The 11405-nt window shown below is 65.9% G+C and carries 14 protein-coding genes; 9 read left to right on the plus strand and 5 right to left on the minus strand.

Annotation, left to right across the window (positions count from 1 at the left end; genetic code table 11):
- From infA to truA, 8 genes are all read left to right on the plus strand, one after another.
- Window positions 1-177, plus strand: a 177-nt coding sequence (infA, locus tag VNW74_RS05085) for a translation initiation factor IF-1 (protein WP_414686601.1), incomplete at its 5' end; no start/stop codon positions are given.
- A gap of 50 nt (window positions 178-227) precedes the next feature.
- On the plus strand, window positions 228-341 hold the full coding sequence (rpmJ, locus tag VNW74_RS05090; RefSeq protein ID WP_003879483.1) for a 50S ribosomal protein L36: 114 nt from the start codon (window positions 228-230) through the stop codon (window positions 339-341).
- A gap of 187 nt (window positions 342-528) precedes the next feature.
- Entirely contained in the window at window positions 529-903 is a 375-nt protein-coding gene (gene rpsM / locus VNW74_RS05095; protein WP_324441948.1) for a 30S ribosomal protein S13, read from the plus strand.
- Window positions 904-906: 3 nt separating this feature from the next.
- Complete coding sequence (rpsK, locus tag VNW74_RS05100; protein WP_325675513.1) at window positions 907-1326, plus strand: 30S ribosomal protein S11; 420 nt, start codon at window positions 907-909, stop codon at window positions 1324-1326.
- Window positions 1327-1351: 25 nt separating this feature from the next.
- Window positions 1352-1957: a 30S ribosomal protein S4 gene (gene rpsD, locus VNW74_RS05105; RefSeq protein WP_325675514.1), complete on the plus strand. Its 606-nt coding sequence runs from the start codon at window positions 1352-1354 to the stop codon at window positions 1955-1957.
- A 76-nt stretch (window positions 1958-2033) separates the two neighbouring features.
- On the plus strand, window positions 2034-3077 hold the full coding sequence (locus tag VNW74_RS05110) for a DNA-directed RNA polymerase subunit alpha (RefSeq protein ID WP_325675515.1): 1044 nt from the start codon (window positions 2034-2036) through the stop codon (window positions 3075-3077).
- A gap of 58 nt (window positions 3078-3135) precedes the next feature.
- Window positions 3136-3759 (plus strand): 50S ribosomal protein L17, encoded by a 624-nt coding sequence (rplQ, locus tag VNW74_RS05115; protein WP_325675516.1) that lies wholly within the window; start codon window positions 3136-3138, stop codon window positions 3757-3759.
- Window positions 3760-3775: 16 nt separating this feature from the next.
- On the plus strand, window positions 3776-4648 hold the full coding sequence (gene truA / locus VNW74_RS05120; protein ID WP_325675517.1) for a tRNA pseudouridine(38-40) synthase TruA: 873 nt from the start codon (window positions 3776-3778) through the stop codon (window positions 4646-4648).
- Window position 4649: 1 nt separating this feature from the next.
- Here the strand turns inward: truA and VNW74_RS05125 are convergent, their stop codons facing one another.
- From VNW74_RS05125 to VNW74_RS05135, 3 genes are all read right to left on the minus strand, one after another.
- Complete coding sequence (locus VNW74_RS05125; RefSeq protein ID WP_325675518.1) at window positions 4650-5330, minus strand: cutinase family protein; 681 nt, start codon at window positions 5328-5330, stop codon at window positions 4650-4652.
- 81 nt (window positions 5331-5411) lie between these two features.
- Window positions 5412-6026: a cutinase family protein gene (locus tag VNW74_RS05130; protein WP_325675535.1), complete on the minus strand. Its 615-nt coding sequence runs from the start codon at window positions 6024-6026 to the stop codon at window positions 5412-5414.
- Window positions 6027-6152: 126 nt separating this feature from the next.
- Window positions 6153-6992 carry a cutinase family protein gene (locus VNW74_RS05135; protein ID WP_325675536.1) on the minus strand — a complete coding sequence of 280 codons (840 nt, stop codon included), beginning with the start codon at window positions 6990-6992 and terminating at the stop codon, window positions 6153-6155.
- Between the two features lie 160 nt (window positions 6993-7152).
- Between VNW74_RS05135 and eccB the strand changes: the two genes are divergently transcribed.
- Complete coding sequence (gene eccB, locus VNW74_RS05140; RefSeq protein ID WP_325675519.1) at window positions 7153-8595, plus strand: type VII secretion protein EccB; 1443 nt, start codon at window positions 7153-7155, stop codon at window positions 8593-8595.
- Here eccB and mycP read toward each other — a convergent pair.
- Both mycP and eccD read right to left on the minus strand, forming a co-directional pair.
- The gene (gene mycP, locus VNW74_RS05145) at window positions 8575-9930 is read right to left on the minus strand and encodes a type VII secretion-associated serine protease mycosin (RefSeq protein WP_414686600.1); all 1356 of its coding nucleotides are present in this window, start codon (window positions 9928-9930) and stop codon (window positions 8575-8577) included. The two genes, eccB and mycP, sit on opposite strands and share 21 nt — an antisense overlap.
- Window positions 9927-11360 (minus strand): type VII secretion integral membrane protein EccD, encoded by a 1434-nt coding sequence (eccD, locus tag VNW74_RS05150; RefSeq protein WP_325675520.1) that lies wholly within the window; start codon window positions 11358-11360, stop codon window positions 9927-9929. The genes mycP and eccD overlap by 4 nt, the downstream gene beginning before the upstream one ends.
- Between the last annotated feature and the right edge of the window lie 45 nt (window positions 11361-11405).

Raw genomic sequence — 11405 nt, forward strand, 5'->3', positions numbered from 1 at the left:
GAGCCCCTGCCCAATGCGATGTTCCGCATTGAGCTGGAGAACGGCCACAAGGTGCTTGCCCACATCAGCGGCAAGATGCGGCAGCACTACATCCGCATCCTGCCCGAGGACCGGGTGGTGGTGGAGTTGTCTCCCTACGACCTGTCCCGGGGCCGCATCGTGTACCGCTACAAGTAAAGCCCCGAACGAATCAACCGACGAGTAGATAGAACAGGATCGAAACAGCCGTGAAGGTGAACCCGAGCGTCAAGCCGATCTGCGACAAATGCAGGGTGATCCGTCGGCATGGGCGGGTCATGGTGATCTGCTCTGATCCGCGCCACAAGCAGCGCCAGGGCTAGCCGGGCAATTAGGCCGAGCCGCAAGCTCGGCACACACAACTTAATGCAGACCTCCCAGCACCAGTGAGCGGCTGGAATCTTTAGAGATGGGCCAGCTCATCCACGTCCGGAACGGAGGCCGGACCTCGGAGCAGTAAGCCGGGAACGGACTGGGATCAGACCTCCGCGAACAGAAGGAATGCCACCCATGGCTCGAGTTGTGGGCGTTGACCTCCCGCGCGACAAGCGCATGGAGGTCGCGTTGACCTACATCTACGGTGTCGGCCGTACCCGGTCGAACGAAATTTTGGCCGCCACCGGTATCGACAAAGACCTGCGGACCAAGGACCTCACCGACGATCAGGTGACCCATCTGCGCGACTACATCGAAGCCAATCTCAAGGTCGAGGGTGACCTGCGCCGTGAGGTGCAGGCGGACATCCGTCGCAAAATCGAGATCGGCTGCTACCAGGGGCTACGGCACCGCCGCGGCCTGCCGGTGCGTGGTCAGCGCACCAAGACCAATGCGCGCACCCGCAAGGGTCCCAAGCGCACCATCGCAGGCAAGAAGAAGGCCAGGTAAGTCATGCCCCCAGCCAAGAAGGCAGCCGCCGCCGCGCCCAAGAAGGGTCAGAAGACCCGGCGGCGTGAGAAGAAGAACGTCCCGCACGGCGCTGCCCACATCAAGAGCACGTTCAACAACACGATCGTGACGATCACCGACCTGCAGGGCAACGTCATCGCGTGGGCGTCGTCCGGCCACGTCGGCTTCAAGGGGTCCCGTAAGTCGACGCCGTTCGCCGCGCAGCTGGCCGCCGAGAACGCCGCCCGCAAGGCGCAGGAGCACGGCGTGAAGAAGGTCGACGTGTTCGTCAAGGGCCCGGGCTCGGGCCGGGAGACCGCGATCCGGTCGCTGCAGGCCGCCGGCCTGGAGGTCGGCGCGATCTCTGATGTCACCCCCCAGCCGCACAACGGCTGCCGCCCGCCCAAGCGTCGCCGGGTCTAGTCGGCCCAGGAGGAAGAGACAGACAATGGCTCGTTACACCGGACCCATCACCCGGAAATCACGCCGGCTGCGCACCGACCTCATCGGCGGTGACCAGGCGTTCGAGAAGCGCCCCTACCCGCCCGGCCAGCACGGCCGGGCGCGGATCAAGGAGAGCGAATACCTGGGGCAGCTGCAGGAGAAGCAGAAGGCCCGCTTCACCTACGGCGTCATGGAGAAGCAGTTCCGCCGCTACTACGCAGAAGCTGCGGGCCGTCCCGGCAAGACCGGTGACGAGCTGCTGCAGATCCTGGAAAGCCGGCTGGACAACGTGGTTTACCGCGCCGGGATAGCTCGCACCCGCCGGATGGCCCGCCAGCTGGTCAGCCACGGCCACTTCACGGTCAACGGCATGCACGTCAACGTCCCCAGCTACCGGGTGTCGCAGTACGACATCATCGATGTGCGGGACTCGTCGCTCAACACGGTGCCCTTCCAGATCGCACGCGAGACCGCCGGTGATCGTCCGATCCCCAGCTGGTTGCAGGTGGTCGGCGAGCGTCAGCGCATCCTGGTCCACCAACTGCCCGAGCGTGCCCAGATCGACGTGCCGCTCACCGAGCAGCTGATCGTCGAGTACTACTCGAAGTAAGACCCCCTGCACTGAACCCAGTGCAGGTCTTAGCGGCATCAAATAGCGGGTGCCGAGAAGGAGAAGAAGAAACACCATGCTGATCTCACAGCGACCCACCCTGTCCGAAGAGGTCATCAACGACAACCGTTCGCAGTTCGTCATCGAGCCGCTGGAGCCGGGATTTGGCTACACGCTTGGTAACTCGCTGCGCCGCACGTTGTTGTCGTCGATTCCCGGCGCGGCGGTCACCAGTATCCGTATCGATGGTGTGCTGCACGAGTTCACCACCGTGCCAGGTGTGAAGGAAGACGTCACCGACATCATCTTGAACCTCAAGAGCCTGGTGGTGTCCTCGGAGGAAGACGAGCCGGTGACGATGTATCTGCGCAAGCAGGGTCCGGGCGAGGTCACCGCCGGCGACATCGTGCCGCCTGCCGGTGTCACCGTGCACAACCCCGAGATGCACATTGCGACGCTGAACGACAAGGGCAAGCTCGAGATCGAGCTCGTCGTCGAGCGTGGCCGCGGCTATGTCCCGGCCGTGCAGAACAAGGCCTCGGGCGCCGAAATCGGCCGTATCCCCGTCGATTCCATCTACTCGCCGGTACTCAAGGTGACGTACAAGGTCGACGCCACCCGTGTCGAGCAGCGCACCGACTTCGACAAGCTGATCCTCGACGTCGAGACCAAGAGCTCGATCGGCCCACGTGACGCGTTGGCGTCGGCCGGTAAGACGCTGGTCGAATTGTTCGGTCTGGCACGTGAACTCAACGTCGAGGCCGAGGGCATCGAGATCGGGCCGTCGCCGGCCGAGGCGGATCACATCGCGTCGTTCGCGCTGCCGATCGACGACCTGGATCTGACCGTGCGCTCGTACAACTGCCTCAAGCGCGAGGGCGTGCACACCGTCGGCGAGCTGGTCTCGCGCACCGAGTCCGACCTGCTGGACATCCGCAACTTCGGGCAGAAGTCCATCGATGAGGTGAAGGTCAAGCTGCACCAGCTGGGTCTGTCGCTGAAGGACAGCCCGGCCAGCTTCGACCCCTCCGAGGTCGCCGGCTACGACGTGGCCACCGGCACCTGGTCCGCCGAAGGCAGCTACGACGACGCGGACTACGCCGAAACCGAACAGCTCTAAGGAATTCCGTCCCGGTCCTACCTGATACGGGGACCGGCCCCATTTAGGAGAAGTCGCAATGCCCAAGCCCACCAAGGGTCCTCGCCTCGGCGGGTCGTCTTCGCACCAGAAGGCGATTCTGGCCAACCTGGCGACGGCGCTGTTCGAGCACGGCCGGATCAAGACCACCGAGACCAAGGCTCGGGCATTGCGGCCCTACGCGGAGAAGCTGATCACCCACGCCAAGAAGGGCACGCTGCACAACCGGCGTGAGGTGCTCAAGAAGATCCGCGACAAGGACGTGGTGCACAACCTGTTCGCCGAGATCGGGCCGTTCTTCGCCGACCGCAACGGCGGCTACACCCGCATCATCAAGGTCGAGGCACGCAAGGGCGATAACGCCCCGATGGCGGTGATCGAGCTGGTGCAAGAGAAGACGGTTACCTCCGAAGCCGACCGCGCGCGTCGGGTCGGCGGCTCGAAGGCTGCTCCGACAGCAGTGCCCGAGGCGACCGACGCGCAGCCGGAGGCCGCAGTAGAGGCGGAGGAGTCGGCGGCCGAGGTCGAGACCACCGAAGTTGCCGCCGACGCCGACGCCGAGGCCGAGGCCACGACGCCTGAGCCGGAAGCGGAGGCGGAGGCCGTTGAGGGGGAGGCCGCTGAGCCGGAAGCCGCTGAGCCGGAAGCCGAGGACGCTGAGTAGTTCTGGCAACTTGCCGTTGAACGACGCACCCGCCATCGACGCCGATGGCGGGTGCGTTCGTCTTCGGCTCGATATCGCCTATGACGGCACGGATTTCGCCGGATGGGCAACGCAGTCAGGTCAGCGCACGGTTGCGGGCATTCTCGAGGAAGCGCTTTCGACGGTGTTTCGGACCCCGGTGCGGTTGCGGGCGGCCGGGCGCACCGACACCGGCGTGCATGCCATCGGTCAGGTCGCCCATGCCGACGTTCCGCTCGATGCGCTGCCCAACGCCTATCCCCGTTCGCCCCGACAAAATGAACCGGAATTCCTGCCGCTGGTCCGGCGTCTGGGCCGGCTGTTGCCTGCTGACGTGCGGATCCGCCGGATCATCCGTGCGGCTGCGGGTTTCGACGCACGATTCTCGGCGCTGCGGCGCCACTACATCTATCGGCTCTCGACCGCTCCCTATGGGGTCGAGCCCCACGAGGCCCGCTATGTCACCGCCTGGCCGCGCCCGCTTGACGTGGATGCGATGATGGCGGCGTCGCGAAACCTGTTGGGATTGCACGACTTCGCCGCGTTTTGCCGTCACCGCGAGGCCGCTACCACGATTCGAGATCTGCAGCGGCTGGACTGGTCCCGCGAGGGTGATCTGATCACCGCACACGTCAGCGCCGACGCCTTCTGCTGGTCGATGGTGCGGTCGCTGGTCGGCGCGCTGCTGGCCGTCGGCGAACAGCGGCGCACCGCCGACTGGTGTGCGAAGCTGCTCACCGACACCCGCCGCTCCAGCGACTTCGCCGCCGCACCGGCGCGGGGCTTGACGCTGGTGAGGGTCGACTACCCGCCCGACAGCGAACTGCAGGCGCGCACGCTGATCACCCGCGACCTGCGTACCCGGGACTGATCTACAGCTTGCCGGCGACGAAGCCCGCCGCCTGATCCACCAAGCCCGAGTCGATGTAGGACGGCTGCAGGTGTGAGTGCCAGTGCAGATCCTGGACGCCCCCGGTGCAGATCGGGTCGCCCGGAGCACACAGGTCGATGATCTTGCCGGCGAAGGCCGGGCTCGGACCGGGGATGTCGCCGACCACTCGTTGGGTGGCGTTGCCGAACAGCGCGACCGCGGCGACGTGCTGATCCATCGGCGGCGGTAGGGGATCGGTGTAGCCGAAACCCGGCTGGTTCATGGCGATGACGACGTCGGCCGCGGCAGCACCCAGCGAGTAACCGCCGAGCACCAGTTTGGTGTTCGGGCAGCTTGCCGCCATCGACTGCACGTGGGCGCTCATGTCGTTGGAGCCTTTGGTGACGCTGACGTCGGCGGGGTAGTTCACCCCGTAGGAGCCGATCGTCATTCGCGGCACCTTCCTCTGCAGCGAGTTGACGAAGGCCTGGCCGACCTCGCCGACCCCGGGGGCTTCTTCACGGCCCCGGGCGAAATCCACTTCGGCGTCCGGGCATGCCGCCGACGCCGTCGGGATCGGCCCGGCTACCTGGTACGGCGCCAGCGCCGGGGCGATCAGCAGGCCAGCGGCGAGCAACGCTGAACTCGCGAAGCCGGCTACCCGCTTCTGGGCAAATTTCATGAGCGGATGTTATCGAGCAAAGCTATTGAATTGCTGATACGGCTTGCAGGGTTCGCTTAGCGGTTCCAGCAGCGAAACCGATTACTGGAGCTTGCCCGCAACAAAATCGGCGGCCTGATTGACCATGCCGTCTTTGATATACAGGTTGCCGGAGTGTTGCGGCCAGTTCTCGTTCCAGGTGTGCGGGTCGGCCGGATTACAGATCGGATCGGCGCCGTGGCACATGTCGATGGTCCGGTCGGTGTAGGTCGGGTTGAAATTGGTGATCGGCCCAACCCACTGGCTGCCGTTGCCGAATAGCGCGACCGCCGCGATGTGCTGATCGGCGCCCGGCGGCAGCGGATTGGTGAAACCGAACATCGGGCCGGGAGCCGCTATCACCACGTCGGTGACCGCCGCACCCAGCGAGTAGCCGCCCAGTACCTCGCGGGTGTTCGGGCAACCGTTGATCGTGGACTGGACGTGCGCGCTCATGTCGTTGGCGCCGACGTCGACCTCGGTGTCGGCGGGGTAGCGCACCGCGTAGAGATTGACGTTCCGATTGACCCGGGATCGCAGCGCGCTGACGAACGCGTTGCCGACGACGCCCGCGCCGGGTGACTCGAGTCGTCCCCTGGCGAACACCACCTCGACGTCGGGGCAGGAGGCGGCTGCCTTCGAGATCAAGGCCGGGGTGGTCGCGGGCGCGAGCACCATTGCCGCGGCGAGTAATGCGGCGGCGGCGAACTTGGCCAAAACCGACAGTGACGGTTGGGCTATCGGGCTCAGCTTCATGGCCCGATATTAGTTGGACGACTGTAGATCAGCGCGGCGGGTGACCCGTCAGTGGAACACCGCGGGCTGATCGACCACGACGTTCGCCGGTGGTTGGCCGTCGGGACCGGGCGCAGGCCCAGGCCCAGGCAGTGGCCCAAGCCCTTGCCCGGCGCCAGGCGGCACGCCCATGGGCCCTTGGGGTGCGGTGGGGGCTAGCACCCCCAACAGCCTCGTCTGAACGAAGCTGGCCGCCTGGCTGGTGTAGACGGGCACGTAGCCCTCGGTGTGCCCGCTCCACTGGTTGCCGGGGCCCGCGTGGCAGATCGGGTCTTCGGGGTTGCAGTAATCGATGGCCTTGGCGGCGAACAGCTGGCTCTGGGCCGAGATCGGGCCGCCGCTGCGGTCGGCCGGGTTGCCGAAGGTGGTCACCGCGACGACGTTGTTGGCGTACTGGGGCGGCAGCGAACTGCCCCAGCCGATGCCGCCGATGGGAACCCCGGTGACGATGTCGATCACCGACGCGCCCTGTGAGTATCCGCCGAGCACCTGCGGGGTGTTCGGGCACTTGTCGGCCACGTCTTTGATGTGCTTGATGGCGTCGTTGGCGCCGTCACCGCCGTGCAACTGCAGCAGGCTGGCCTTGTAGTTGACCGGGTAGGCGTCGATGTGCTTGCCGGTGTTCTGCCGCAGGTTGTCGGCGAGGGACTGCCCAACGCGGCCCAGACCGGGCGGCTCGTCGGTGCCGCGGGCGAAGGTCAGCGCGACGTCCGGGCAGTTGTCGGCGCCGGCCGACGGGACGGTGCGCGAAACGGCGCTGGGGGCGATCAGCAGGACACCGGCGGCCAGCACCGCGGAGGCGGCCAGGCCAGCCCAGCGCAAGCTGTCTGACCAGCGAAGACGGGGCACCGAACGGCTCACGTGGTGAATGCTCACCAGGCGATTTTACCGAGAATCGGGCCCAAGGTCACATCGGCGGTTGTCAGGCCCGACCTGTGGATCGACGGCGAGACGCCGCATGACCACGGAATATCGTGAAGTCGACTGGCCCCGGTGACTTGAGGGATTAATGGCACGGCAACCGACCACACGGCTGCAGCTGAGCGGGTATCGATTCCTGCGACGTCGTATCGAGTGCGCGCTGCTGGGCAGGGACATCAGCGGGGTGAACGAACCGATCCGCGCCTCGATGCAGTCGCTGATGGCCGGCTCGGTGCTGGCGATCGTCGGGCTGGTTGGATGTGCACTCCTGGCGGTGGTACGTCCGCAACCGGCGGCGGCGAACGCGCCGATCGTGATGGGCAAAGAGTCGGGGGCGCTCTACGTCCGAATGGGTGAAGCCCTGCATCCGGTGCTGAACCTGGCCTCGGCCAGGCTGATCGTGAAAACGAACGCTGACCCTCAGCCGATACCTGAGTCGGAATTGAGCCGTAGCAGACGAGGGCTCCTGCTCGGCATCCCCGGTGCTCCGCAATTCCTGGGAATGCCGCTGGCCGAGGATGAATCGCGGTGGGCGGTTTGTGACAGCGGCGATCGCGCCGCACCGAGTACGACGGTCGTCATCGGCCGGGCCGAGGGACCACTGTCGCACCCCTTGGCAAGCGAACAATCCGTGCTGGTCAGGCCGGTTTTCGGTGGGTCGACCTACCTGCTCTACGGCGGTCGCCGAGCCGTCGTGAATCTCGACGAACCTGCGGTTGTGCGTGCCCTGAGGCTGGACGGTCAGATCCCATTGACGGTGTCGCCGATGCTGTTGAATGCCGTCCCAGAGGCGCCGCCCATCACGGCGCCGCGAATTTCCGACGCCGGCGGTCGCGGACCGGCCGCGATACCGGGATTTCCGGTCGGCAGCGTGCTCCGCATGACCCGCCTCGACGGCGACGAGTACTACGTCGTGCTCAGTCACGGGATTCAGCGCATTGGCCAGGTCACCGCAGATCTGCTGCGATTCACCGATTCGGGAGGCACCCGCACCGCCATCTCGGTTGCGCCCGACGTCATCCGCGCGACTCCGACGGTGGCGGACCTGCCAGTGACCACCTTTCCCGACCGGGCACCGTCGCCGCCGGATGCCGCCGGTGCGGCGCTGTGCGCCAGCTGGAGGCACGCTGCGTCGGGCGGGGTCGAGATCTCGTTTTTGGCCGGCGCTCTGCCTGTACCGGCGGGCCAAGAGCCGGTGAAGCTATCGCAGGCCGACGGAAAGGGCCCAGCGGTCGACGCCGTTTATCTTGCGCCCGGGCGTAGTGCGTATGTGCGCGCCACTGGCTTGTCGGGAGACAACCCCCGCGCCGGCACCCGATACCTGATAACCGATACCGGTGTGCGATTTGCCATACACGATGACGATGCGGCACACGACCTGGGTCTGCCCGATACGGCGATCCCGGCGCCGTGGCCGCTATTAGCCAATCTGCCCGCAGGTCCGGAATTGAGTCGGGCGAACGCCTCAGTCGCCCAGGACACTGTCGCCGTCGGGATTAAGTCGATCCGGTCAATCTCCGGCTCGCCGTAGCCGGGCCGTCAGTGCGCCGATGGTCAGCATTAGCGCCAACACGCCACCGCAGATCGCCGCGCCCATGAACGCTGTGTTTCGGGAACCGTGGTCCGCCGGCGCAGGAAGCGGAGGCCGCGCAATCGGCACCGGTGTGCGTGGTGCCAGAGGAGCCGGGATTGCCGGTGGGTCGGTGCTAACCGCAGCAAGGAGGTCGACAACGCCCGCGCCCACCAGAGGATCCCACCCGCCTGGCGGATGGTGCGCGGTGGCCTCGATGCGTTGCATGACCTGGCGAGCCGTCAGCTTCGGGAACCGGGATCGGATCAGTGCCGCCAACGCGCTGACCACTGGAGCCGCGTAGCTGGTGCCCGAAAGCGGACGCGAATTATTCTGCCCATCAAGGGTATTCACTAATCCGTCGCCCGAGGTACTCAGCGATATCACCGCCTCGCCGGGGGCGGCGACATCCACCCAGGGTCCGGCAAGGGTGAACGACGACGGTTCGCCGCGTGCGTTCACTGAGCCCACCGTGAGCACGTAGTCGTCATACCAGGCCGGACTGACGACCACCGTGACCGTATCCCAAGATGCTTGGGGCGATTGCGCGGGACATTGCCCAGTGCCGGTGTTGCCCGCAGCAACCACCACGACGACGTTCTTGACGTCAACCGCGTAGGAGAGGGCGGCGCCGAGTGCGCGGTCGTCGATCGTCGACCCGGTGCGAATGCAGGCGACCGAGGAGATATTGATCACCGAAGCGCCAAGATCCGCCGCGGTACGAACGGCTTGCGCCATGGTGCCGACATCGCCGAATCCGGAGTCGGACGGATCCGCCACCGCGCCGAACTTGGTGCTCGACTGGCGGATGCTGATCAAACTGACACCTGGGGCAACCCCGCTGAATCCATCTCTATGGTGCGGATCCATTGCGGCGGCGATGATCCCGGCAACCGCGGTCCCGTGTCCATCGCAATCTTGGGTGCCGTCGCCGGTGAATACATAATCACCGCCGGCCGCGGTACGAGGTAGCCGTGAGTGCGGCGAAACCCCGGTGTCGATGACGGCGACCCGCTGACCCGAACCACGTGTCAGTTTCCAAACCTGTTGCAAATCGAGTCCGGAGAGTTGGCCGGAGGCGTTGGTCCGGTCTGCATCGGGAGTTATCGATGGCACGGCGCACATCTCGCGCTGCACGGTGGGCTGCGGCGGGGTCGGTGGCGCCGGTTCGGGTAGCCGGCTGTTGTCGATCGGTGGTGGCGAGACCGCACGCGCGGCCGGGGCCGCACATTGCGGCAGCAAGGCAATCAGCATCGCCGTCGCGCATCCGAGCATTCTGGACTTCGCTGTGGTCATGGCAAGTTCATGCCGCGCGCAGCGCCGTAAATCCCGCAGATCCAGCACGCCAGCGGCACGACGACGGCCAAGGCGAGATACTCCAGCAGTTCTACACTCCGTCGCCCAAAGGGAGAGAACGCCGTCATTTGGGTGATGAAACCGAGGCATAGCGCGCCGGCGGCCAGCATCGTCGACGCGGCAACGATGTACGGGGTGCTCAGCGGATAGGCAATAGCCGTGATGACAAGTGTTGCGCTGAGCGTGGTTGTTCCAGCCGCCACCAGCGGCACGGATCTCGCCAGGTCTTGGTGTGAGCGCGCCCGCAACAGCAGCACACCTCCGGTGATAGTGGCGAACGAAATGCCGAGCAACCGTTGGCCAGCGAAGTACGATCCGGCCGCCGCGCCGACTGCTCCCGTCGCCGCCGCAGCCGAGAATGCGACGACCAGGCTGGTCAGCCAGCTGTTAGCGCGGATCGCTCTGGCGCTCAGGCGATGTCGAGCGGACGCAGGTTCGCCCGTTGCCGGGTCGGGCTCGGACCTCACTTGTGAGGACAACCCCGCCAGCATCATCGACATCGGTGCAGAAGCTTCTACCAAGACCAGCGATACCGCCGCGGACGCCGCCCCGAGTGCCTGTAGCGGAGCGGCGGTGACCGCGCCCACCAACGCAGCAGCCGCTTCGATTGCCGCGAAACATGTCAAGGCCGTGAACACTGTTGTGCAGCAACCCGTCACGCGCATGGCCGTCGCCGATGTCGCGGCAGCGGCCGTCGCTAGCAGCGCATTGGGCGCTCCTAAGCCGCCGGGAACTGCCAGCAACCCGGCGAGTGCTGCGAATCCGCTAGCCGCCAGACCGAGCGTGAGTCCGGCAGTCCTATCGCGAAACACGCGGTAGGCGACTGCCGCCACTGGCAGAGCGACGACGCCGGCCATCGCCGCAACGCCGGCACAGCTGCTGCGGCGGGCATCGTTGATGCCAAAAGCCGTTCGAATCAAGACCGCTGAGCCCGTGCAGGTCAGCCAACTGGCCGCCAATACGCTGATGAGCCGGGCGGCTTGCCGGGTCCAAGGTCGCACTGCGCCAGCGAGCGTCGCCGATACCGACTCTGCTACGTCATCGAAACGCGGCGGCGCTAAGACGGTCGAAGAGCTGGTTAAGATCAATGTCGTTCCATCCCGGATTCCTAACTGGGACAGCGTCTTCAATGGGTCGAGTGCGATATCTCCCGGAAGGGAAAGCTGATGCCGAATAGCCACCTGCTGAGCGCGGTGACCGTGCTCAGCGGCCAAGGTGTCCACAATGGGCGGTACCAGCGATCCGAGAGGCACCGCGGCGGATAACACCAAGTCGACGTGGAAGGAGTCGGCATGAACCGACACCCGCCGCAACCCTTCGTGGGGCAGAGGGTGTTCGCCGCTTTGGCGTTCTCCCATTGCTTGGTGCACCGTGAACTCCATTCGCCAATGCGGATGCTGACCCGGAGGCTAACC

This window comes from Mycobacterium sp., assembly GCF_035570115.1.
Classification (GTDB): domain Bacteria; phylum Actinomycetota; class Actinomycetes; order Mycobacteriales; family Mycobacteriaceae; genus Mycobacterium.

Coding starts and splice junctions, on each gene's coding strand:
- rpsK (WP_325675513.1), top strand. CDS start 907: ATGCCCCCAGCCAAGAAGGCAGCCGCCGCCGCGCCCAAGAAGGGTCAG.
- VNW74_RS05130 (WP_325675535.1), bottom strand. CDS start 6,026: ATGGTGCTCGCGCCCGCGACCACCCCGGCCTTGATCTCGAAGGCAGCC.
- VNW74_RS05110 (WP_325675515.1), top strand. CDS start 2,034: ATGCTGATCTCACAGCGACCCACCCTGTCCGAAGAGGTCATCAACGAC.
- rplQ (WP_325675516.1), top strand. CDS start 3,136: ATGCCCAAGCCCACCAAGGGTCCTCGCCTCGGCGGGTCGTCTTCGCAC.
- mycP (WP_414686600.1), bottom strand. CDS start 9,930: ATGACCACAGCGAAGTCCAGAATGCTCGGATGCGCGACGGCGATGCTG.
- eccB (WP_325675519.1), top strand. CDS start 7,153: ATGGCACGGCAACCGACCACACGGCTGCAGCTGAGCGGGTATCGATTC.
- VNW74_RS05125 (WP_325675518.1), bottom strand. CDS start 5,330: ATGAAATTTGCCCAGAAGCGGGTAGCCGGCTTCGCGAGTTCAGCGTTG.
- rpsM (WP_324441948.1), top strand. CDS start 529: ATGGCTCGAGTTGTGGGCGTTGACCTCCCGCGCGACAAGCGCATGGAG.
- rpsD (WP_325675514.1), top strand. CDS start 1,352: ATGGCTCGTTACACCGGACCCATCACCCGGAAATCACGCCGGCTGCGC.